The sequence below is a fragment of the Thermococcus litoralis DSM 5473 genome (assembly GCF_000246985.2).
Classification (GTDB): Archaea; Methanobacteriota_B; Thermococci; order Thermococcales; family Thermococcaceae; genus Thermococcus_A; species Thermococcus_A litoralis.
The window spans coordinates 474,244-496,314 of the sequence record NC_022084.1; the positions used below are offsets into that span (position 1 = coordinate 474,244).

At 43.2% G+C, this 22,071-nt stretch carries 25 protein-coding genes and 5 tRNA genes; 10 read left to right on the forward strand and 20 right to left on the reverse strand.

What is annotated here, in order from left to right; genetic code table 11:
- Positions 1–2: 2 nt before the first annotated feature.
- From OCC_RS02545 to OCC_RS02565, 5 genes are all read right to left on the reverse strand, one after another.
- Positions 3–2,720 carry a DNA-directed RNA polymerase subunit A' gene (locus OCC_RS02545; protein ID WP_004068067.1) on the reverse strand — a complete coding sequence of 906 codons (2,718 nt, stop codon included), beginning with the start codon at positions 2,718–2,720 and terminating at the stop codon, positions 3–5.
- A gap of 4 nt (positions 2,721–2,724) precedes the next feature.
- Positions 2,725–6,081, reverse strand: a complete 3,357-nt coding sequence (locus OCC_RS02550) for a DNA-directed RNA polymerase subunit B (RefSeq protein WP_004068068.1) — start codon at positions 6,079–6,081, stop codon at positions 2,725–2,727.
- Between the two features lie 18 nt (positions 6,082–6,099).
- On the reverse strand, positions 6,100–6,348 hold the full coding sequence (locus OCC_RS02555) for a DNA-directed RNA polymerase subunit H (RefSeq protein ID WP_004068069.1): 249 nt from the start codon (positions 6,346–6,348) through the stop codon (positions 6,100–6,102).
- 182 nt (positions 6,349–6,530) lie between these two features.
- Positions 6,531–6,608, reverse strand: a tRNA-Pro gene (locus OCC_RS02560).
- Positions 6,609–6,615: 7 nt separating this feature from the next.
- A tRNA-Thr gene (locus OCC_RS02565) sits at positions 6,616–6,692 on the reverse strand.
- 98 nt (positions 6,693–6,790) lie between these two features.
- Between OCC_RS02565 and OCC_RS02570 the strand changes: the two genes are divergently transcribed.
- From OCC_RS02570 to OCC_RS02585, 4 genes are all read left to right on the forward strand, one after another.
- Positions 6,791–7,237: a hypothetical protein gene (locus OCC_RS02570; protein WP_148290385.1), complete on the forward strand. Its 447-nt coding sequence runs from the start codon at positions 6,791–6,793 to the stop codon at positions 7,235–7,237.
- A complete protein-coding gene (locus tag OCC_RS02575) occupies positions 7,218–7,595 on the forward strand; it encodes a hypothetical protein (protein WP_020953616.1) in 378 nt (125 codons plus the stop codon). The genes OCC_RS02570 and OCC_RS02575 overlap by 20 nt, the downstream gene beginning before the upstream one ends.
- 72 nt (positions 7,596–7,667) lie before the next feature.
- Positions 7,668–7,743: transfer RNA gene (locus OCC_RS02580), tRNA-Asn, on the forward strand.
- Between the two features lie 8 nt (positions 7,744–7,751).
- Positions 7,752–7,829: transfer RNA gene (locus OCC_RS02585), tRNA-Ile, on the forward strand.
- Positions 7,830–8,258: 429 nt separating this feature from the next.
- On the opposite strand, the gene OCC_RS02590 is transcribed toward OCC_RS02585, so the two are convergent.
- A tRNA-Arg gene (locus OCC_RS02590) sits at positions 8,259–8,334 on the reverse strand.
- Positions 8,335–8,380: 46 nt separating this feature from the next.
- On the opposite strand from OCC_RS02590, the gene dcd reads away from it, so the two are divergent.
- Positions 8,381–8,854, forward strand: coding sequence for a dCTP deaminase (dcd, locus tag OCC_RS02595; protein ID WP_004066278.1), 474 nt, complete (start codon positions 8,381–8,383; stop codon positions 8,852–8,854).
- A 66-nt stretch (positions 8,855–8,920) separates the two neighbouring features.
- Here the strand turns inward: dcd and rpl12p are convergent, their stop codons facing one another.
- The 8 genes from rpl12p to OCC_RS02635 all read right to left on the reverse strand — a co-directional run bounded on the left by rpl12p (position 8,921) and on the right by OCC_RS02635 (position 14,409).
- Positions 8,921–9,235 (reverse strand): 50S ribosomal protein P1, encoded by a 315-nt coding sequence (rpl12p, locus tag OCC_RS02600; protein WP_004066279.1) that lies wholly within the window; start codon positions 9,233–9,235, stop codon positions 8,921–8,923.
- Between the two features lie 47 nt (positions 9,236–9,282).
- Complete coding sequence (locus OCC_RS02605) at positions 9,283–10,302, reverse strand: 50S ribosomal protein L10 (protein WP_004066280.1); 1,020 nt, start codon at positions 10,300–10,302, stop codon at positions 9,283–9,285.
- A 5-nt stretch (positions 10,303–10,307) separates the two neighbouring features.
- Positions 10,308–10,958: a 50S ribosomal protein L1 gene (locus OCC_RS02610; protein WP_004066281.1), complete on the reverse strand. Its 651-nt coding sequence runs from the start codon at positions 10,956–10,958 to the stop codon at positions 10,308–10,310.
- A gap of 82 nt (positions 10,959–11,040) precedes the next feature.
- Complete coding sequence (locus tag OCC_RS02615) at positions 11,041–11,532, reverse strand: 50S ribosomal protein L11 (RefSeq protein WP_004066283.1); 492 nt, start codon at positions 11,530–11,532, stop codon at positions 11,041–11,043.
- Between the two features lie 13 nt (positions 11,533–11,545).
- Positions 11,546–12,001: a transcription elongation factor Spt5 gene (locus OCC_RS02620; RefSeq protein WP_004066285.1), complete on the reverse strand. Its 456-nt coding sequence runs from the start codon at positions 11,999–12,001 to the stop codon at positions 11,546–11,548.
- A gap of 17 nt (positions 12,002–12,018) precedes the next feature.
- The gene (locus tag OCC_RS02625) at positions 12,019–12,210 is read right to left on the reverse strand and encodes a protein translocase SEC61 complex subunit gamma (protein ID WP_004066286.1); all 192 of its coding nucleotides are present in this window, start codon (positions 12,208–12,210) and stop codon (positions 12,019–12,021) included.
- A gap of 125 nt (positions 12,211–12,335) precedes the next feature.
- The gene (ftsZ, locus tag OCC_RS02630) at positions 12,336–13,457 is read right to left on the reverse strand and encodes a cell division protein FtsZ (protein ID WP_004066287.1); all 1,122 of its coding nucleotides are present in this window, start codon (positions 13,455–13,457) and stop codon (positions 12,336–12,338) included.
- A 133-nt stretch (positions 13,458–13,590) separates the two neighbouring features.
- The gene (locus OCC_RS02635) at positions 13,591–14,409 is read right to left on the reverse strand and encodes a D-aminoacyl-tRNA deacylase (protein WP_004066288.1); all 819 of its coding nucleotides are present in this window, start codon (positions 14,407–14,409) and stop codon (positions 13,591–13,593) included.
- 313 nt (positions 14,410–14,722) lie between these two features.
- Here OCC_RS02635 and OCC_RS02640 point away from each other — a divergent pair, with 313 nt between their 5' ends.
- The 3 genes from OCC_RS02640 to OCC_RS02650 are packed head-to-tail and all read left to right on the forward strand — an operon-like array spanning position 14,723 to position 18,463.
- Positions 14,723–15,715 carry a TAXI family TRAP transporter solute-binding subunit gene (locus OCC_RS02640; protein WP_004066289.1) on the forward strand — a complete coding sequence of 331 codons (993 nt, stop codon included), beginning with the start codon at positions 14,723–14,725 and terminating at the stop codon, positions 15,713–15,715.
- Positions 15,712–16,161, forward strand: coding sequence for a DUF1850 domain-containing protein (locus tag OCC_RS02645; RefSeq protein WP_238565075.1), 450 nt, complete (start codon positions 15,712–15,714; stop codon positions 16,159–16,161). The genes OCC_RS02640 and OCC_RS02645 overlap by 4 nt, the downstream gene beginning before the upstream one ends.
- Position 16,162: 1 nt before the next feature.
- Positions 16,163–18,463 (forward strand): TRAP transporter permease, encoded by a 2,301-nt coding sequence (locus OCC_RS02650; protein WP_004066291.1) that lies wholly within the window; start codon positions 16,163–16,165, stop codon positions 18,461–18,463.
- On the opposite strand, the gene OCC_RS02655 is transcribed toward OCC_RS02650, so the two are convergent.
- The 3 genes from OCC_RS02655 to OCC_RS02660 all read right to left on the reverse strand — a co-directional run bounded on the left by OCC_RS02655 (position 18,453) and on the right by OCC_RS02660 (position 20,058).
- Positions 18,453–18,635, reverse strand: coding sequence for a class III signal peptide-containing protein (locus OCC_RS02655; protein ID WP_004066292.1), 183 nt, complete (start codon positions 18,633–18,635; stop codon positions 18,453–18,455). The two genes, OCC_RS02650 and OCC_RS02655, sit on opposite strands and share 11 nt — an antisense overlap.
- A 4-nt stretch (positions 18,636–18,639) precedes the next feature.
- Complete coding sequence (locus tag OCC_RS12545; RefSeq protein ID WP_004066293.1) at positions 18,640–18,789, reverse strand: hypothetical protein; 150 nt, start codon at positions 18,787–18,789, stop codon at positions 18,640–18,642.
- A 72-nt stretch (positions 18,790–18,861) separates the two neighbouring features.
- Positions 18,862–20,058, reverse strand: coding sequence for an L-arabinose isomerase family protein (locus tag OCC_RS02660; RefSeq protein ID WP_004066296.1), 1,197 nt, complete (start codon positions 20,056–20,058; stop codon positions 18,862–18,864).
- 85 nt (positions 20,059–20,143) lie between these two features.
- Here OCC_RS02660 and OCC_RS02665 point away from each other — a divergent pair, with 85 nt between their 5' ends.
- Positions 20,144–20,731 (forward strand): RNA ligase partner protein, encoded by a 588-nt coding sequence (locus OCC_RS02665; protein WP_004066298.1) that lies wholly within the window; start codon positions 20,144–20,146, stop codon positions 20,729–20,731.
- 23 nt (positions 20,732–20,754) lie between these two features.
- On the opposite strand, the gene OCC_RS12550 is transcribed toward OCC_RS02665, so the two are convergent.
- Positions 20,755–20,928 (reverse strand): hypothetical protein, encoded by a 174-nt coding sequence (locus tag OCC_RS12550; RefSeq protein ID WP_171814829.1) that lies wholly within the window; start codon positions 20,926–20,928, stop codon positions 20,755–20,757.
- Between the two features lie 70 nt (positions 20,929–20,998).
- Between OCC_RS12550 and OCC_RS02670 the strand changes: the two genes are divergently transcribed.
- On the forward strand, positions 20,999–21,451 hold the full coding sequence (locus OCC_RS02670; protein ID WP_171814830.1) for a GNAT family N-acetyltransferase: 453 nt from the start codon (positions 20,999–21,001) through the stop codon (positions 21,449–21,451).
- An 11-nt stretch (positions 21,452–21,462) separates the two neighbouring features.
- Here OCC_RS02670 and OCC_RS13070 read toward each other — a convergent pair whose 3' ends face one another.
- Together OCC_RS13070 and OCC_RS13075 are read right to left on the reverse strand one after the other, a co-directional pair.
- On the reverse strand, positions 21,463–21,603 hold the full coding sequence (locus OCC_RS13070) for an SHOCT domain-containing protein (protein WP_004066302.1): 141 nt from the start codon (positions 21,601–21,603) through the stop codon (positions 21,463–21,465).
- 42 nt (positions 21,604–21,645) lie between these two features.
- Complete coding sequence (locus OCC_RS13075) at positions 21,646–21,990, reverse strand: PH domain-containing protein (protein WP_338010721.1); 345 nt, start codon at positions 21,988–21,990, stop codon at positions 21,646–21,648.
- Between the last annotated feature and the right edge of the window lie 81 nt (positions 21,991–22,071).

Below are 22,071 nucleotides of genomic sequence, written 5' to 3' on the forward strand. Positions count from 1 at the left end.
TCTCACCCCTTTTCCCTGAGCTTTATTAAAGTCCTCATTATCACTCTATCAACGTCTACTGTTTTTCCGCCCCAGCTCTTCATTGGATCTACTCCATCTTCACCGTAGCGGAACTGCACTATAATTCCAGTTGGATCCCTTACCGTTCCATCGTAGTCTACCTTGAGGTCTTGGAGTGCGTTGATCAATCTACGTTGCATGTAACCGCTCTGGGCTGTTCTAACAGCTGTATCAACGAGACCTTCCCTACCACCCATTGCGTGGAAGAAGTACTCTTGTGGAGTCAATCCACTCTTGTAGGAGTTCACAATGAAGCCCTTTGCCCTCGCTCCAAGATCTCCAGGCTTGAAGTGGCTTAACACCCTGTTTCTGTAGCCTCTATAAAGTCTCTTACCTCTAATCGACTGCTGTCCAAGCATAGCGGCCATCTGAGTGATGTTAAGAATTTTACCTCTTGCTCCAGTTTTGGCCATTATAACTGTATGGTTGTTCATACCCAGATACTTTTCGGCCACCTTACCTGCGTTATCTCTCGCTTCAGAAAGTACGGCCATTATCTTGCTCTCAAGGGTCTCTTCGAGGGTTTTACCGGGCAATGGTTCAAGTTCACCGTTCTTGTATGCCTCTATTAGCCTTTGAACCTTGTCCTCTGCCTCCATTATTATCTCTCTAATTCTTGCCTTCGCCTCATCGGGAAGGTCTTCGTCATCTATTCCGGTTGTGAACCCTTTGTGAGTGATGACCCATATCGCAAGCTTTGTAACCTGATCCAAGAACTGCCTAGCCCTCTCGACACCGTACTCTCTAACTATGATGTCGAGGATCTTTCCATCCTCCCTACCGTAGGCCTTTTTGTCTATTGCACCGCTCAACAGTTTTCCGTTGCGGATGTAGACAAAGCCATCTGTGGCAACCTCTCTAATCTCTTCTTCACTGGGCACCAGCTTCTCTTCAATGAGCTTTTCAATGGGCTCACATTGAGATGGATCATCACAAAGCTTGTTGCGGTACCAGATTGTTAGGTCATCCGGCAATAAGAGGGAGAATATAGTCTTTCCACTCCAGTACTCAACGCCGTTTTCTACCTTATCTGGTTTTGGAAGCTCCTTCACATCAACACCTGCAAACATCAACATCTGCTCAACTTCGTATTTTGTGAAATACGCTCCTTCCCTAGTCAGCAGATAGCCACCGGATATGTGATCTTGAATTCCACCTATTATTGGCCCTCCGTATCTTGGGGAGAGAATGTGATTTTGTACTTCCATAAGGATCTTAGCCTCAGCCTGTGCCTCTTCAGTTTGTGGGACGTGGAGGTTCATCTCGTCTCCATCGAAATCAGCGTTATATGGAGGACAGACTGCCAAGTTAAGCCTAAATGTCTTGTAGGGCATAACCCTAACCCTGTGGGCCATAATGCTCATTCTGTGAAGGGATGGCTGTCTGTTGAAGAGAACTATGTCTCCATCGAGAAGGTGTCTCTCAACTGTCCATCCAATATCAAGCATGTTGGCTATTGTTCCCCTATTGCTTTCCATAAGGCGGATTCTTCTTCCCTGTGGGTCTATTACATAGTTGGCTCCCGGATACTTCTCCGGACCATTGAGGATCATCTTTCTAAGCTTTTCAATGTTGAACTCGGTTACCTTTTCTGGGACTGTGAGCTCCATCGCAACGACCAGCGGAACACCAACTTCGTTTATACTTATCATTGGGTCTGGGCTGATAACAGTTCTTGCAGAGAAGTTAACACGCTTACCGCTAAGGTTCTTCCTGAATCTTCCCTCTTTACCCTTAAGTCTTTGAGCGAGCGTCTTGAGTGGTCTTCCGCTCTTGTGCTTTGCAGGTGGAATTCCGGAAGTTTCATTGTCAAAGTATGTGGTCACGTGATATTGAAGGAGATCCCATAGGTCTTCGATAATGAGCTGCGGAGCTCCAGCTTCTATGTTTTGTTTCAAACGAGCGTTAATTCTTATTATGTCAACAAGCTTGTGAGTTAAGTCGTCTTCAGCCCTTATACCGCTTTCAAGCGTAATTGAGGGCCTTACCGTAACCGGGGGAACTGGCAAAACTGTCAAAACCATCCATTCCGGTCTTGATTTCTCGGGATCAAGACCAAGAAGAGGTAAATCCTTATCCGGAATCTTTTCCAGTCTGTCTCTAATTTCACTTGGCATCATTCTATGCTTATACTCATTTCCTTCCTCGTCTCTTCTTATCTCCCAGTATATTGTGGGTCTTTCGAACTTTATCTGGTATTGGGGAGCACCACAGTGTGGGCAGACCATTCTTTCCCTTGCCTTCTTGTATATCTCAGTCACCAGGGCATCTATCTCGCTCTTCCTAGCTTCATTTACACTGAACTTTGTCATATATTCCTCTATTTCTTCATCGGTTAGCCTAATTCTTCCGCATTCCCTACAAGTACTTTCAAGGATTCTGTATATCGTCTTTGCAAACCCTACGTGAATGACGGGCCTCGCGAGTTCTATATGTCCAAAATGTCCAGGACATTCTTTGTAATTTGCTCCACAGGTCTCACATCTGAGGTTTGGGTCTATAACACCAAGCCTTCTATCCATTAGTCCACCGTCAATTGGATAACCGTCCTCTGAGTATGTATCTGGCACAGTTATCTCAGCAGCGCTCATCTTCCTAATCTCTTGAGGAGACAATATACCAAATTCAATGCTTCCGATAACCTTTTTCATTGAGTGCATAGCTCTACACCCTCTCCTTGAGTTTTAATGATGGTCTAATAACCATTGCCTTTATCTCATCCAACAACAACTTGAAGGCATAGCTTATCTCTACCTTGCTTATCTTCTCCTCTTCTCCACAGACTGGACAGTAAACCTTATCCCTACGCTTGTCCTCGACTGCCAAATGTCCACAGCTCTCACATACCCAGACCTCTGTTTTATCGCTCTCCTCCAGTAATCTCTCCACTAGGAGCATCGATGCACCGTGTCCAATGAGAACGTCACGCTCCATTTCACCGAATCTGAGACCACCCTCTCTTGCTCTACCCTCTGTTGGCTGCTTGGTGAGAACCTGCACCGGACCTCTTGAACGTGCGTGCAGCTTATCTGCTACCATGTGGTGGAGTCTCTGGTAGTATATAACACCAACAAATATATCCGCCTCAAGCTTTCTTCCGGTGATTCCATCGTACATGACTTCTCTTCCATTGTGCCTAAAGCCAAGCTCCTCAAGTTCTTTTCTAAGCTTCTCTTCCGGCTCTCCAATGAAAGCTGTTCCGTCTATTCTTCTTCCTTTTAGTGAAGCAACTTTTCCGCCTATTGCCTCGATAAGCTGTCCGACAGTCATACGGCTTGGGATACCGTGTGGGTTAACTATTAAATCTGGAACTATTCCGCTCTCTGTCCATGGCATGTCCTCTTGAGGCACTATAAGCCCGATAACACCCTTCTGTCCGTGCCTTGAAGCAAATTTGTCACCAAATTCTGGAATTCTGAGGTCTCTAACCGTTACTTTAACAAGTTTTGTTCCATCTCCTGTTTCGGTTAATATGACCTTATCGACTATTCCTTTCTCCCCAGGTCTCATAGTTATGCTAGTTTCTCTCCTTCCCTGGAGTATGCCAGCACCTAAGCCAGCCTGCTCTTCAAGGAACCTCGGTGGAGAAGTTCTCGCAACCAGAACGTCCTTCCCTTCCACCTTTGATTCTGGGAATATTATACCATCTTCGTCAAGGTGTCTATAGTATTTTTCACCAAGGAATCCTCTAACAGTTGGATCTGGAATTTCGAACTTATCGGTCTGCCCACCCATGTATTTCTTTTCTTCAGCCTCATAAGTTCTAAAGAACGTTGATCTTGCTAATCCCCTCTCAATGGAGGCTTTGTTCATGATAACTGCGTCTTCCATGTTATATCCACCATAACTGAGAACTGCAACTACAAAGTTTTGACCTGCTGGTCTCTGCTCAAAACCTACTGCCTCCATAATCCTCGAATTGACGAGAGGAATTTGCGGATAGTGCATTAAGTGACCCCTTGTGTCCACCCTTATTCTAAAGTTTGCCCAGCCCAAACCAAGGCTCTGCTTGGCCATACCTGCCCCATAGGTGTTTCTTGGAGCGGCGTTGTGCTCTGGATAGGGAACGAGCGATGCTGGCAATCCAAGTATTGCAGCTGGCATTATCTCAAGGTGGGTGTGTTCTTTAGTAACTTCCCATGGCCAAGTTGCCACGTAGGCATTTTCCTCTTCCTCAGCATCAAGATACTCAATAACCCCCATCCTCACAAGATCGCTCCATTTGAGAGTTCCTTTCTTTATTGCTTCAACATGCTCTCTTGTAAGCTTTGGAATGCCGTCTTCAACAATGATGAGAGGTCTCCTGACTCTACCATCATCGCTGTTAATGTATACTTCCCTAACGTCTTCATAATAAGCAACGTTTATCACATCGCTAATTCTTCCAGCCCTTCTGTCGCTTTTTATCTTGTTTACCAAAGAAATACCATCTTTGTACGTCCCAATGAGAACCCCATTTAGATATATCCTCCAGTCCTCTGGCTCCGGTCTCTTCTCCTCAATGTGCACTATGCCAAGGCTTTCCAGATACTCCAAAACTTCCTCCTCTGGGATCGCGGTTGTTATTTGAGACATTAATGCAAGATTCTTAACCAGACCACAGTTGGGACCTTCAGGGGTTTCCGTTGGACAGATTCTTCCCCAGTGGGTACCGTGAAGGTCTCTCGCTTCAAAGTGGGGCTGCTCTCTGCTTAATGGAGAAGTAACCCTTCTCAAATGAGAAAGAGTCGACATAAAGTTAGTTCTATCCAAGAGCTGACTGACACCGGTTCTTCCTCCAGGCCAAGCTCCAGTTGCCAAAGCGTGTTCAATTCTCTCCGTTAGTACATCCGGTCTCACGGAATTTCTCACAAACCTCTGAATATCTTGGAAGGTGTATTTCTCACCCTTTCTCTGGTAGGTTTTGGTGAGCTGATACTGCATATCCTTAACAAGCTGACCAAAGGCAACTCTAAAGAGATCTCTTAAGAGATCTCCAGCAAGTTTGAGCCTCTTGTTTGCATAGTGGTCTTTGTCATCTTCCCCTCTAAGCCCAAGGGAAAGTTCGATAACCTTAAGAGCCATCATTCCAAGGTAATAGGCTTTTCTTATTCTGTCTTCTGGAGAAACACCCATATGAGGGAGAAGGTTGTTGTCAATTATCGATTGAGCTCTTCTCAACCTATACTCCTTTGGCTGTCCTGGCATAGCTTTCTTTCCTATGTAATCCAACGCTTCTTCTTGAGTCTGTATATCACTTGCATCCTCTAAATTGTCAAAGAGGACTTGTTGGATCTCAGGGTTGTTGCTCACAGCATCTACGATCTCTTTATCACTCTCAAGTCCAAGGGCCCTCATGACGTAAACGAACTTTATGACACCAGGTACGTTTGGAATAGAAACGTAAAGCAAACCATCTTTTCTTCTTTCCACTGTTATCAAAGCTCTATATCCGTGTCTGTAGGAGAAACACTTCGCTATATATCTGTTCTGTCTTTCATCAATCTCTACAAGTGTTCTGTTCGGTGCTAAATCCTCGATAGAGACGATAACCCTTTCAGAACCATTGATTATGAAATATCCTCCTGGATCCTTGGGATCTTCTCCATGGGCAATTAACTCTTCATCACTTAATCCATAAAGTCTGCATATTTTTGACTTAAGCATTACCGGCAGTTCTCCAATTCTGACCTCAACAGGCTCTTGCTCAATCCCCTTGACAACGGGTATCATTTCCAAGAAAATCGGTGCCGAGTAAGTAAGGTTCCTAATTCTTGCATCCATTGGGTAGAGTGGCTTCCTCTGCCCGTGGGCTTCTTGAAACTCTGGCTCACCAAGCCTTATCCTTCCGAATTTGACCTCGAAGTCTGGGATGTCTGGCTTGACTCCACCGAATTCGTTAACTACTTCTTGCATTCCATGATCAATGAAAGCGTTGTAAGAATCGAGATGCTGTCTTACAAGTCCCTTTTCGTCCCAGTAGCTTTTCATAACTTCCCAAAGATCGTCCGGAGTAACCTCAACAACAGTAGGACCTCTCATTTTCTCACCTCAAAAACTTCAGTCTTCCACAACAATCCTATAATAGTAATAAACCCCCGCAGTAGGGCTTTTCCTCTTTATTTCTATAACATCCCCAGGCTTAGCTCCAAGAGCCTGAACCGCTGGATCGCTTGCTTTGATTTGGGGTAGCTGAGAAAGCTTAATCCTGTACTTCTTAAGCAGCTCTTCTTTTTCTTCTTCGCTGAGGATTCTATGCTCAGGAACTAACACGTGATCAAATATTGTAAAGGTTTTTTTCGCCGTCACAGAGAATTGCCCCCTTTAAAATTTTTAGAAGGTACACCCTCTCACTACCTCCAGCTTTCAATTGGAGTATATAAGCTTTTCGTGAGTTTAGTCTGAAAGAGGGTTTATATTGTTTGCGTAAAGTTTAAGAACTCTTCTGAACGCCTTAACATTCCATCGATGTACTTACGTGATCATTATTATGGTGGGGCCGCCGAGATTTGAACTCGGGTCACGGGCTCCCAAAGCCCGCAGGATAGACCAAGCTACCCCACGGCCCCATTGCAATGGAGCCCCGGGCGGGATTTGAACCCGCGGCCTGCGGATTACAAGTCCGCCGCCCCACCAGGCTAGGCTACCGGGGCACCGAATGAAGAAAGGCTTAAGTTAGTATATAAACTTTTCGCCTAGAACGGGCGTGTTTATAGTAACCTTTATTAGGGTTTTTGCTGAATTCTTTCAGGTGGTTGTCGTGATCCCCAGATGGGATCACAGACTCAAAGACCCTGAAAGCGTGGCATTCATAATCCTCGACGTTTTAGCAGACTTTGAATCAGAAGGAAAGCTGAAGAACCTGCCAAAATCCAAAAAATTTCCAGTAAAAACAATACTGGCAATACTCCTCTTTAAACAATACTACAACCTACCCCTCAGAGACGCCCAGCACTACGGCAGAAAATTCTTCGGAGCAAACATTCACTACTCAACCCTCCACAACTGGGAGAAAAAGCTGAACCTCGAAGAACTGACAAACCACCTCCTGAAAAAACTCCAGAAATTACCCTACGCCAGCACTCAAGCAGACTCAACCATTATCACAAATAAAAAAGGACAGAATAGAAGTTCAGGCAATAACGAGAATCCTGCCGGGTTTACTGTATCCGGTTGCTGTGAAGATCACAACTTCTGAGAACGAGCTGATTGAACTCCTGCCGGAGGGTTCTGGGAATTTTTATGCTGATGGGGCTTATGATTCAAAGAAAGTTCTGAACACTGTGGTGGAAAAGGGTTATCGGCCGATTGTTAAGAAGACTAAGAACCCTCCAGGTGGTTTTGGTAGTAAGAAGAGAGATAGAGTGTTTTCTGAAGAAGAGTACGGGCATAGGAATCCTCATGAGGGGTTCTGGGGTGCGTTTACAACTTGGTTTGGCAGTAGGATCCCCTGTTTTCTGAAAAAGACTACTGTAACCCGAATTTTGCTTGGGGTAATGTGTTATGGTCTGAAAATCCTCCTCAGAGTCAAGTACTGTTTAAATAACAGGAGGTGAAACTAAACACGCCCCGCCTAGAACCACCGTAAGCTTTATAAATTCACTCATACTCCCTATGATTGGGTTTGTGCCGCCGTAGCTTAGTCGGTAGAGCGCCGGACTGTTAATCCGGTGGTCGCCCGTTCAAGTCGGGCCGGCGGCGCCAGTCTTCGTGGGCCCGTAGCTCAGCCTGGTCAGAGCGCGCGGCTCATAACCGCGTGGTCGGGGGTTCAAAGCCCCCCGGGCCCACCACTTCTCTCTCAATAATAAGCCATTCTTCTTTGGACTCCAAATCCAGCAGAAATCCACGAAGGATATTTCCTCTAAGTTCCATCTTTAGTATGCACTTTCGCTTGATTAACAGCTTTTTATGAACCCACTCGGGGAGGATATTTGGTTCTATTGGGACAAAGGTATTCTCGACATAGATTCCTATCAAACGATGGTTCTTGAATAAATAACCGTCAATATCTATCACTTCGTAGTACCCAACCCTACTAAATTCCTCAGCAGGAAGAGATTTTAACTCTGATGCCATGAAAGATCACCAAAAATATGTTAGAAGTCAATAATTTTAGGAACTCGGTGAAACGAAAGTTTCATGAATGATTTCCTTGTATTATCAAGTTTTCAGGAGTATATGCAGTTATTCTCACTCAAGGAACAATTAGAAACATTATTTGGCGGGCCCGCCGGGATTTGAACCCGGGACCTTCGGCTCCGAAGGCCGACGCCCAATCCCCTAGGCCACGGGCCCTCAAAAGAGTTATAATGCATGCATACATAAAAGTTGCGGTGATAAAATGATACTGCCAGACCATAAAATTAGAAAGGAAATATTAATAGAACCATTTAACGAAAAATCTCTCCAACCAGCGGGCTATGATTTAAGGGTCGGAAAAGAGGCCATGGTCAATGGAAACTTTATCGACGTTGAAAAAGAAGGAAAAGTGGTCATACCCCCCAAAGGGCACGCCTTGATACTGACTCTAGAAAGAGTAAAGCTTCCAGATGATGTTATGGGAGACATGAGATTAAGGAGCACTTTTGCAAGAGAAGGCCTCTTGGGGAGTTTTGCATGGGTTGACCCTGGGTGGGATGGGAACCTTACGTTAGCATTGTTCAACAGTTCCGAAGAAGAAGTAGTCCTCCACTACGGAGAAAGGTTTGTGCAGATAGCATTCATAAGACTTGAAGAGCCATCAAGCAACCCCTATAGGGGTAGCTATCAAGGAAGCCAGCATTTAGTTTTATCCAAGAGAAAGTCCAAAAAATAGCTTCTTTTCTTTTATCTTCCACAACAAAAGCCGGTTATAAAACAAATATAAAGAAATGAAGGGAGTTCAGCCGAAGAGAGCTCCAAGTCCAGCGAGAGCCTCTTCTTCCTTCTCCTCTTCTTCCTCTTCCTCTTCTGCTGGAGCTTCCTCTGCAGGAGCCTCAGCAGCTGGGGCTGCAGCTGGAGCAGCTGCAACTGCAACTGGCATTGCAGCCTTTTCTATAACCTCATCGATGTTGACTCCCTCAAGGGCTGCAACGAGAGCCTTTACTCTTGCCTCATCAACCTCTACTCCAGCAGCTTGGAGTACGGCCTTTATGTTCTCTTCGGTTATTTCCTTACCAGCGGCGTGTAACAATAAAGCAGCATATACATACTCCATCTCCTTACACCTCCGAGTTATCTTTATTTTTTGTTATTTGATGCGCATCAACCAAACAAAGCTCCCAATCCAGCGAGAGCTTCCTCTTCTTCCTTCTCCTCTTCTTCCTCCTCTTCCTCAACTTTCTCCTCAGCCTTTTCAGCTGGCTGAGGTTGAGCCGCTATAACTTGTGCTTGTTGGTTTAAAAGTTCTTTGGTCTTCTCATCAAGCAACTCCTCTGGTAGCTCCTGGGCTATGAGCAATGCAACTCTGAATGCCTTGCCAAGTATGTCTCCAGCAGTCTCTTTGGTAATGTATCCCGCTTCCACAGCAACGTTCTTTGCACCAAGGAATGCCTTTTGGATGATTGCCTCGATTGTTTGCTTTGTTGGATATGCTACGTTTACGGACAAGTTGAACGCGTGCATATAAGCCTGTTGAATCATGCTGATGTATTGCTCCTCATCAATTGCAAGGACTTCCGGTGTGTAAACAATGCCATCTTCGTAAGCGGCGAGCAACTTAAGTCCCACTTCAAGAGGTTCAATTCCCAACTGGTTGAGAATGTTAGCAAGCTGAGGAGTTATAATCTCGCCAGCTTTAAGAACTACGGTGTCTTTTTGAATCGAAACTTTACCTTTCTCAATTCTTGCGGGAATTCCTAAAGCCTGCATCTCACCTACGAGAGGTCCTGGCGAGAGAGGTGTTGGTCCTGCAGGAACTACAATGTCTCTTGGAGCTAGAACTCCAGGCTTAGCTGGAGCTGGCTTTTTACTCTCTTCTAAGAATTTGTAAAGCTTAAATGGGTTCATTTCTGTAACAAGGATACCTGCTCCACCCTGGATGTGATCAACAAGCTTTTCAAGGTCTGGACTATTGAGCTCCTGAGCAGCTTTTTTAATTGCAAGCTCGATTAAGGTGTTTCTTGAGACCCTAAGCACGGCTTTGCCCCTAAGGCTTTCTCTCATCTTTGATAAGGGATAAGCTGGAACATCTGCCACGTCTACAAGGGCAACCACTGGGTAGCTCTTGATAAGCTTGGCAAGTTCTTCAACTTCCTTTTTCTTCCACTCAGCAACATGAGCCATTTATATCACCCCTCTATTTTTACAGCTGGGCCCATTGTTGTTTTGACGTATGCTGACTTAACTTGGTTCTCTCCTCTTTCGAGCTTTCCTATTATTGCATTAAGCACTGTTTCAATGTTCTCTGCAAGCTTTTCATCGTCCATGTCCTCTGTGCCAACTGGAGCATGTACTACTGGATTGTTCTTGAGCTGTATCCTTACAGTCTTTTTAAGCCTTTCAACAAATGGTGTAAGATCGGTTACTGTGGGTGGAACTACCACGGGCATCTTGTTTCTTGGACCTAAGTACCTACCAAGGTATCTACCAATCTTTGGCATTAGCGGAGCAGCTGCTATGAAAAAGTCATACTTCTTAGCTATCTTTCTCGCAGCCCTTGGGTTGCTCCCCAATTCCTCCAATTCCTCACCACTAATCACATCAAGCCCGAGCTTTTTAGCCGCCTCGGCAACGGCACCATCAGCGATGACCGCGATTTTTGGCTCCTTCCCGCGACCGTGTGGCAGAACAACCTCAAGCTTAAACCTGTTTTCAGGTTTTTTAAGGTCAATATCCTTGAGGTTTACTGCCACTTCGACGGTCTGTGTGAAGTTACGCGGCTTAGCCCGGGCTTTAGCCTCCTTCACCGCTTCCACGATTTTTTGCCTGTCAAAGGCCATTTTTCTGACCTCCTTCTTTTTTTATTTAAGCCGGAAGGAAAAATCAAAAGTTCGTAAAAGGAGAGATTTTTAAACTTTTCCCTCACTCTGCCTTTGCAAATACTTCATCATAAACTCCTTCGTCTATTTCCTTCTGCACTTCTCTTGGATCTTTACCTTCCACGGTAACTCCCATGCTCAGTGCCGTTCCTATGACTTCTTTGGCAGCAGCTTTTAGATCAGCTGCAAGCATTTGCTGCTTCTTTGCCTTTGCTATCTTGATAACCTGTTCCATTGTTAAATCTCCCACAATGTTTCTTGTTGGCTCGCTTGAGCCTTTCTCAAGGCCAAGCTCCTTCTTTATAAGCTGGCTTACTGGAGGAGTACCAACCTCAATCTCAAATTGTCTCGTCACTGGGTCTACAATGATCTTAACTGGAACCTGCATTCCCGCAAAATCCTTTGTCGCTTCGTTTATCCTATCAACTACTTGCTTAACGTTCAATCCTAGTGGACCAATTGCTGGACCCAATGGAGGACCGGGAGTAGCTTTACCACCTTCAACCAACACTTCAACAATTTGCTTTTTTGCCATTCTCTTCACCCCTCTACTCCTCTGAGCGTTTGCTTATAAGCCTAACGTATTCCCCTCTAACTGTAACGGGGATTGGTACTATAGCTCCGATGAGCTCAACAACAATCTCATCTTTTGCTTCATCAACTCTGACAACCTTAGCCTTTTCTCCCTTAAACGGACCGGCAATAAGCTCGACAATATCTCCAGGTTCAAATCCGCTAACTGCGGGTTTCTCTTCAAGGAAGTGCTCTATCTCGCTAAAGGCTATCTCACCAGGTAGGGTCCCTTTTGCATGCCTGATGCCCCTGATTGCCTCATCCACCGCTGCTTTCTCTGCAGCTTCAACAAAGATGTATCCTCTAACCTTGGAAGGAGCTAAAATTGCCCTAATAGGCAGGTTGTAGGTCTTTGCCTTACTGTAAATGAGCTTGGCAGTGTTCTCTTCCTGTCCAACTGTTACCCTTACTGCAAATATCTTCGACTCCATCTCTATCACCAAGGGAGTTATGCCCCACCTTCTATCAATGCACCAATAATGTGAATAAGCATGCCGATAAGGCCTATTAAAATAATCCCAACGCCCGTTATCTTAGCAGCAAGCTTATACTCCTTCCAACTTGGCTTTTTGGTCACGAGGAAAACTCTCTTCGACTCAGATATGAAGTTTTTAAACTTTTCTGTGTAGCTCTCTGCCATTTTTAACACCCCTCACGACTCTCAGACTTGACTATTCCCCGACTATTTAAAAGTTATGCTTATATCCTCTCAGTTTATTTATAAAGTTAAGGGAGAACAAAAAGCTAGAGGAATTAAAACAAAATTTAAAGCTCGGTTAAGTCGAGCTTAATAACTTTCTTTTCTTCCTCTGGGGAATATGAGATCTCAGATTCTTCAACTACTGCATATGGAGAGCTGACTCCAGTCACAACGACCATTACTCTGATAGCCTTTTCGAGTTCTGGATCAAGCTGTATTCCCCATATCACCTGAGCCTCTGGATCAAGCTTGCTTGTCACGAGTTCAATTATCTGTTGTGCCTCCTCAAGTTTAACATCACTTCCCGCAATGCTTATTAAAGCCCCTTTAGCACCGCTTATGTCGACGTCGAGCAATGGGCTGTTTAATGCCTGTGTTGCTGCTTCCAAAGCCCTCTTTTCACTATCGCTCTCACCAATGCCAATCATTGCAACGCCGCCGTCTTTCATGACCGCCTTCACATCCGCAAAGTCAAGGTTAATTAGACCTGGCTTTGTAATTAGTTCTGTAATGCCCTTAACAGCCTGAACAAGAATTTCATCAGCAACTTTGAATGCCATATGAATTGGCAAATTGGGCGCAACTTCCATAAGCTTGTCGTTCGGAATGACTATAACAGTGTCGCTGTTCTTTCTAAGCCTCTCAAGGCCATATTCAGCGTTTTTAATTCTTCTTATTCCTTCAACAGTAAACGGAAGCGTTACTACAGAAACCGTTAGCGCCCCCATTTTCTTTGCTAGCTCCGCAACTATTGGAGCGGCACCAGTTCCAGTTCCCCCTCCAAGACCGCATGTTATGAAGACCATGTCGGCTCCTTCAAGAGCATCTCTAATATCTCTCTCGCTTTCTTTTGCAGCCTCTTCGCCAACTTTTGGATTGTTTCCAGCACCAAGCCCCCTTGTAAGCTCTTTACCAATAAGTATCTTTTTGTGAGCTTTTATCTTTAAAAGATCCTGAGCATCAGTGTTAACAGCAATTATTTTGGCACCTTGAATTCCAACTTCCATCATTCTATTAACGGTGTTACAGCCCGCACCACCGACACCGATGACATATATCTTTGCCTGCACTTGTTCTAGTATTTTCTTAAGCTCCTCATCAATGTCAGAAGATGGGGCTTGTACTTCAACTGAAGCATTTGTCTCGGCGGAGGTTCTTTCTATCGCGTTTTCAATTAGTTTCAACATCTTTTCACCCTCCCATATCGATAACAGTTCTAAATGTTTTTTCACATTCTCTACATATATAAACCTTAGCCAAATTAGTTCAGCCGATATTTAAATGTGTACTTTTAAAGCTTTAAGCATTTCGCTTCTTTTGTTAGTCTTTGATAAATTCCAAGCCTAGCTCTTCAGCTAAATTCCTTGCAATTTGCTTGGTTTCCCCTTTACTGCCCTTCCAATCAACGTAAATTGCATCAACGTTCCCTGATGTTCTTTCTATGGCTTTAACAAGCATTTCCCTCGATAAGGGATGTGCGTACTTTGCGGCTATATGGGAAAAAGCAATATCCGAAGTCAATGCTTTTTTTGTTTGTTTGGGAGCGTAATGGCCCCCACCAATCCCAATTGCAGTTTTGAATTTGCTTTTTTGATAATTTTCCAACACGTATAAAATCGTCTCTGCAACTATCTCTCCCGCTTCCTCGTTTTTCCATTCCTCTTCGCTGGAGCCAATCTCTATAAAAAGAGAAGGCACTTCAAGCTCACTCGGACCGTGATGTGTTGCCTCGTAGCATACAGTCCAACCCAGAGTATTTAATTCATGCAACTTTAGAAGTGCAAGCTTCATTGCCCTGGGTTCTGCAATAGCTAAGCTTTCATCTTTTCCTCCGTACATAGCCTTTCCCCAGTTTCCAGTTACATGGGTCGTTAAAGCTGGGAGCTTTTGCTGACTTGAATGCCTAGATGCGAAGATTATTATCTCCGGGGTTACGTTAAGCTGCTTTGTTATCGCTCTGTCTAGATTATCATAGTATATCATTTCCCTATTTGTTGTCAGGAGGAGAGCATCTCCCCAACGATAAACCCGATTCTTATCGAATTCCTGCTCTGTCTCTTTGAATCCAAAATGTTCAATCAACTTATGCTTAATGTTCATGGACGCTAAATCAACACTGGTTGTCATTATAACCTTCATCCTTATCCCCTATGAGGCATTGAGTTTTGGCATAAAAACCTTAACGTTCTAGCATCAAAATCATTCAGCTCTACATATGACATAGAAAAAGATGTAGATTCTTTCAAAGATAATCTCTCTCAAATGTGTTGCCTTGATTTAAATAAACATATTTCCAGAAAATTTTCAATCATAGCCCAAAATAATCAAAAACTAATGATTTACGGATAAGTAAAAGTTTACGACCGTAAAGTATATAACGAGACATAAATACAAAACAAATACTGTAATGTATATGAAATTATTTGGATGTACAAAAAAGGAGATGTGAAAAATGAAGTGGAAAGCAATTGGTTTGATATTGGTTCTGGCCCTTGGTTTGATTGTTTCGGGCTGTACACAACAAGGAACACAAACTCAGACAACAACCCAAGCCCAAGAAATAACCATCTATACCGGTGGAACTGGAGGAGTTTACTTCCCCCTTGGTTCCAAGTATGCAGAGATCTTAACTAAAAACGGTGTCCCCGCTAAGGCCGTTACAAGCGGTGCAAGCGTGGCAAACGCAAAGGCAATTGAAGATGGAACCGCCCAAGCGGCAATTCTCCAGAACGACGTAGCTTACTATGCCTACAACGGTCTCTACATGTTCGAAGGGCAAGCAATAAAGAACATTAGAGGAGTTGCCGCCCTTTATCCAGAAACAGTCCAATTTATTGTTAGGGCAGACAGTGATATTAAAACACTTCAAGACTTGGCTGGAAAGAAGGTGGCCATAGGTGCCCCAGGAAGCGGAACTGCTGTTGCTGCAGAACAAGTACTTAGAGCAGCTGGTGTATGGGACAGCATTGAAAAGGTGAACCAAAAGTTCAGCGAGGCTTCACAAAGCCTTAAGCTCGGCCAAGTTGATGCGGCCGTTATAGTCTCCGGAATTCCAACCCCGTCAGTTAACCAAATAGCCGTCCAGACACCGGTTAGAGTCCTTCCAATTCCAGATGACATTCTTAACAAGCTCAAACAACAGGGGTACATATTCTACGTTAGACAGGTCGTTCCAAAGGGAACCTACAATGGTGTTGAAGAGGACACTCCAACCCTAGCCGTTAAAGCAATGCTTGCCGTGAGTGCTGATCTTTCAGAAGACACAGTTTACAAGATGACTAAGATATTGTTCGAAAACGTCGACCAACTTAGGGCAGTTCACCAGAAAGCCCAACTTATAAGCCTAGAAACAGCTCTTGACGGTATGAGCATACCACTTCACCCCGGAGCAATAAAGTACTATGAAGAGAAAGGCCTAAGTGTTCCAGAAGAGCTTAAAGGGTGAATCTTTTGAAGAGGTTTCTTTTTTTGCTTCCTTTTCTTATAATACTTCTTTTTCCCGCAAATGTTCTTATAATAAGCGATGGGACTCACTCGTATGTGAGCCTTCTTGGTGAGAAGGACATAAAGATCGCCTACATCCACAGTGTTCAGAGAAGTGAAATCATAGAAGAGCTCAAAGCCAACAAAACAGGCTTATACGTCACTGGAATGTGGTGGAAGGACTTCGGAGCGGGTCTTCCAGAGGACATCCAATACTCAGAAGATGGATACTATGTCAAAAAAGTCAATATTCTCCTTGGGAAGAGTCTCAGCTTTTGGTTTATTCCCTTGAATCATGCAAAAATTAGCGTGAACGAAGAAGTTATATTGTCTCCAACCAAAGAAACCCTTGTGAATTTTAATGTGAAGAAATGTCCACTTATACTTGTAATAATGAGGAGGTGCTGATATGGAAATCGAAGAAAAATTTGAAAAAGCAGAGGAGATAGTGCTAGAAAAAACAAGAACCCTCCCTCCAAAACTTGAGAACGTGATAAAAATAGCCGCAATCTTAATAGGTATCTACGAGATCCTCTTCATATTTAACTTCAACTATACCCTCTATGATCTCTTCTCAAAAATAGGGATAAGCATTTCTCCATTAAAAATAACCTTCCAGACAAAGCAGGGAGAAGCCTTCGTCCTAGCAATGATCCTTTTGATAACATACCTTCTCTATCCAGTAAAGAAGAAGGAGCAATATCTCAAAAAAGTTCCATGGTATGACTATATCCTAGCAGCACTTGGGGTTGTCTCTTCAATGTATTTGTTCTTTGTGTATCAAAGGTACGCCACATACGCAGAGGTATACATGACCGATGTTGTTTTTGGCGTGATGGCAATAATATTGGTGCTGGAGGCAACAAGAAGAGTGCTTGGGTGGGTTCTTCCGCTTGTTGTAGTTGTGTTTTTGCTTTATGGAATAAACAATATAGGGTTTAACTGGATCAGATTTACCCAGCAGCTGTATTTTGATGAGGGAATCTTCGGAATCCCATTCTTTGTTATGACAATTTATGTCTTTGCTTTTGTGTTTTTTGGAGCATTTTTGCTAAAAATTGGGATAAGCGATTACATAACGGAGTTCATGATATCTCTTTTTGGCTCCCGTCCAGGAGGACCAGCAAAATCTGCAGTTGTCTCAAGTGGATTGATGGGAACCGTAAGCGGATCAAGTGTTGCCAACGTTTTAACTACGGGAACTTTCACTATCCCCCTAATGAAAAAAGCCGGCTATCCCCCCGAAGTTGCCGGAGCCGTCGAGCCTGTTGCCTCCACTGGTGGACAGTTAATGCCCCCTATAATGGGTGCAGCCGCGTTTATTATGGCTGAATTTCTTGGAATTCCCTATAACAAGTTAATCATAGCAGCCGTGCTCCCCGCTTTGGTCTATTATTCGGGCGTTTATCTGTTCATAGACCTAGAGACAAAGAGACTTGGACTAAAAGGAATGCCGAGGGAGAAATTCGCACCTCTTAACTATTTCATTAGAAAGCTCTACATACTACTCCCAATAGCCGTTATTACAGTGGCGTTAGTTTGGGGAATTCCCCCACACATCTCCGCAATTTCTTCCCTGGGCATAGCAATCTGGGTTGCCTGGATATCAAAGGACAACATCAAAGGGCATGAGGGAATTTACGTAGCTTCAGTAATAATAACCACGATCCTTATGTTTACCGGCAGAGAAATAGCATTGCCGGTGACAATAGTCCTTATTTTGCTTGCATTATCCTTAATAGTATTGTCTTTTTCAACCAAACTGCTGGAATTTAACGAAAAGCTGTACATAAGCTTGCTCTTCATTCTGTTTATAGCTCTAACCAAGTACCTGGGAATGAGAAAAGAGCAAATACTGCTGATGAGTGGCGTAATGGGGATAGTTTTCTCGTTAATAGTTGGATATATCTCAAAAAGCGAGGATGGCAAGAAAATGTACTCAGCCACCTACGAATCCATGATCGATGCCGGAAAAACAAGCACAAGTGTAATGCTGGCAGCAGCAAGTGCTGGACTTATCCAAGGGGTACTTACAATGACGGGACTTGTAACAAGCTTGGGGTACAGATTAATCGACTTAACGGCAGGAAATCTTTGGCTTTTACTTGTATTAACTATGATATTCAGCCTAATCTTGGGAATGGGAGTGCCAACAACGGCAAACTATATAATAACATCTCTTGTAGCTGCTCCAGCAATATATAATGCAGTCTTAGGATTACAGCCCTATAGCTCTCCCGTCCCTGGATTTACAACTCCAATAGCCTTGCTAGCGGCACATTTCTTTGTATTCTACTTTGGAATACTTGCCGATGTTACTCCACCAGTGGCTTTGGCATCTTATGCAGGTTCAGCTTTAGCGGGAGGAGATTTCTGGAAGACAGCAATAAATGCAGTGAAATATGCCTTAGCCGGATACATTGGCCCATACATTTATTTCAACCATCCAGAAATGTTCTTAATAACTGTGGAGAAGTGGACAGCAACAACGGCCCTTCAAGTACTTTACGATTTCGGAGCTACACTTTTAGTCATGTATCTCTTGGCGATAGCACTTACCGGCTGGTTCCAGAAAAACCTCAGAAAGGGGATAAGAGTAGTTATTGGAGCAATAGGATTTGCCGCAGCAAGTCTTCATATAGTTCCGGTTGCAATTGGGGTAATAACTGTCGTAGGGCTTAGGCTTTTTGGGAAAAAGCTCATGGGCTGACTTCTTCTTTTGTTTTTTGCAGTTCTTCAATTATTGATTGGGTGAGGTTTTGAATGTTTTGGGCAGCATTTAAGACGGTTCTTCTAATGAGTTGAACTACGACAAAGATTATAATCATGACAATGGCTATCATCATTAGGTACTCTATAGCTGCCTGGGCCTTCCTCTTCATCCTTTCATCCTCCGAGAGCTTGGGCTATCTGCTTAGCAACAAAGCCTGAGGCTATTATAAAGCCAACTGCGACTGCAGAGGTTATTATCACAAACTCAATTATCTTATCCAAAATATACACGAGCACCTTCTTCTCTTTTTCACTGAGTTCCATATGACCACCGCTTTTAAAATATGTATAAAGAACTAATAAATCTTTAGCTAAAGCTAAAGAAAGAAGGGAAGGTTAATAAAGCATGACTTCAAAGCCGAGCTCACTTAGCAAATCAGCAAGCTCTTCACTGTCTACATACGCAAGGAGATGATGATTCCCAAGGGTTCCATCGATGAAATCTTTTGCTTCCATGATTTTGAGTTTCATTTGAGTTCTGCACCTGTGCTCGCTCTTTTCCTGTTCCACAACTTCAACACCTGCCACTACAACTTTTCTACCTCTAATTTTCAGGAGAGATGCTTTTCCTCTGGGAAGGCTTACTGCTACTCCAACCCCCTTTCCGCTCTCAAAGTGAGACCTAAGAATGTAATCGCTTATCAAGGGTGCTGTGCAGTGAGCCAATATTATATGATTTTCTCCATAGTCTGCTATATTGCCCATAAACGCAGGCTTATCAAAGAATTTCCTTATTAACACCATCCCCAACAATGAGTTTAGTTCTCCCTCACATGCAGCAGGAATTCCTTCAGCGTTAAACATTGCCAGAGCTAAACATGGGGTAGCTTTAAGCTTGTTCAGCATCTCAAAGCATCCTATTGCAAATCCATCCAAGTTATAGTCGTCAATTATCTTTCTGAGGGCTACATACATCCTACCTGCTTTCACGAGGTCTTCTCTCTGAGGTTCCTTGATTTCCTTGGCTTTTGCGATTATTTCTTCAATGGCTTTCCATCCTTCAGCTTCCGTTGTCGATTCGTAGTACTCGTAGAACTTCTTCAGGCTTATATGCACGTAAGGAAGCTCAAACTTTTCGTTTATGAGCCATACGGAGGTTCTTCCAATCAATCCTAACCTAAGGTTTAGGAACTTACTCAACATCTCTTTCATGTCATCATAACCAAGAATAGCGGCTTTAAGCTCATCAAAGCTTTTCACTAATGTTGCTGGGATTAACCTGTCCCTAAAATACTCCCTAAGCTCTATTGCCGCAGCAATTGAGTTATTAAATGAATCTCCAAAGAGGATTACTGGTTTTCTATAGTATGCAAACTCCTTGAGAGCATTTTCAGTACCTCCAGTTAGGGGATACAAAACTATAACATCAACGTCCTTGAAGTCGACCTCCTTTGTTTCTGACTTTGAGGATACAAACGCTCCTCCCTCAATTTCAAACTCATTTGCAAGATTCATTAGAAATTCGGAAGCTTTCTTTTCAAAGGCTTTTGGATTTGCCAGTTCGCTAATTCCAAAGGCTACTCCCACTTTCATTTTACAACCTCCAATAAAGGTTGAGAGTACTTAAATTTAAGGTTACCGTTTTAAAGTCAATGAACAATAATAAATTGTGGTGAAAATGATCCGCTTTGTGCTTGACACGAGCATCTTTGTTAATCCAGATATTAGAAATAAGTTTGGGGAAAATCCCACTGATGCCATGAAAAAATTTTTAGAGTACGCAGAGAGGCTTTTTGGTAGGGTTGAATTCTACATGCCTCCGGGTATCTATAAGGAGGTAACTCATTTTGTTGAACTCGAAGAAGTTTCTCCCGATATTGAGCTTTATATAATCAAAAAGCCTCCCAACGTACATGACATTAAAATACCTGCTTTTGTCGTTTATGAACTCATTGACGATATTAGAAGGAGGATAGACAAAGGCCTCAGGGTTGCTGAAAAGGCTGTGAGAGAGAGTGTAATAGACACGCAAAATGTGGACGCAATAATCCAGAGACTTAGGAGAAACTACAGAAGGGCTCTACGAGAGGGAATTGTGGATAGTAAAGAAGATTTTGAGCTTATTCTTCTGGCTAAAGAACTCGATGCAACAATTGTTTCTGCAGATATTGGAATCTTAACATGGGCTCAAAAGATGGGGATTAAGTGGATAGATGCGGCAAGGTTTAAGGAGGTTCTGGATGAACTCGTAGAAAAGATAGGGTGAATAATCCAGAGAACCCTAAATACTCACTCCTCCCAGATGCTCTTCCACTCAAATTCATCTTTTTCCTCTTGGATCTCATCAATCTCTACCTTAGGTTCTTCCTTATGACTCATTAAAGCAAGCCATAAGAATGCAAACGGGCCGGTTAGAATGAGGAGCATGATAAAGACCAGAATCTTCTTTTGTTTTTCGTTCATGAGTTTAGATTAGGTCTTTAGATATATGAAGGTTTTTATAAGGATTGCAAAAAACTCTCCAGGTGAAAAAATGAGCGATCTCATTATTAGAAAAGCCCAAGAGTCAGATTTGAATGAAATCAAAAGCCTCATAATAGAACTCATTGAAACTCTAGAAAGCCAAGAAGGTATAGATGAAAATGCTGTATTTGAGAACTGCAAAAAACTTCTAACGACTCCAAATGCATATTTGCTAGTTGCAGAGTTGAACGGAAAGGTGGTAGGAGCTCTCCATTTAAACATCCGTAGAACAATTCTCCACTCTGCACCTTCTGCACTAATTGATGAACTCGTTGCATCTAAAGAACTTAGGAACCAAGGAATAGGGAGAAAATTGATAAGAGCCGCTATGGAACTTTGCAAAGAGCTGAGACACACCGAGATTGAAGTGAGCACGGAGATTAGCAACCTCAAGGCGAGGGAATTCTACAAAAGCATGGGCTTCGAAGAGGTTGGAATCCTATTAGAAATGGATTTGGATTGAAAAAGAAAAGCTCAAATCTGATCAAGAAGCTTTTTACATTTCTCTTCATATTCCTCTTGGGAAAGAACTCCCATATCGTAAAGCTCTTTAAGCCTTTTAAGTTTTTCTAGAGGATCTTCTTGAGATTTAGGGATTCTAATTCCCCTTTCCATCCGTATGCCTCTACTCACAACTTCCTTTGGCTTGTGAATAGTCTACTCTTCGCTCATCAAATGCTTTTTCCTTTCGATTGAGACTGGTTCAACTGCAATTTCGTTTAATGCATCCCTTATCGATTCTATAGCTTTTCTCGCTTCTTCCTTATCCATCCTCTGCAATCTAATCTCATTACCATCTTCCTTTTTAATCAGAAACTCGGAATACAGCTTGCCCACTTTAACGTACACTTGCTCTAACTTTTCATATGGGATGGCCGTTAGTTCATATCTCCCCAAGATTTTCTCATCGATATACATTATTCTCCTGTCTGTGATAACAAGCCATTTTGGTTTGGCCTCCAGGCTGAACTTCTTTTTTATAGTATACAAGACTTTTCTCATCGGGAGAAAGATTTTCCAAGATTCCCTTTGGAAGCTTTTCTTCCATGCAGCTCACCTCCTTCACTTTTCGCTTAGAAACTA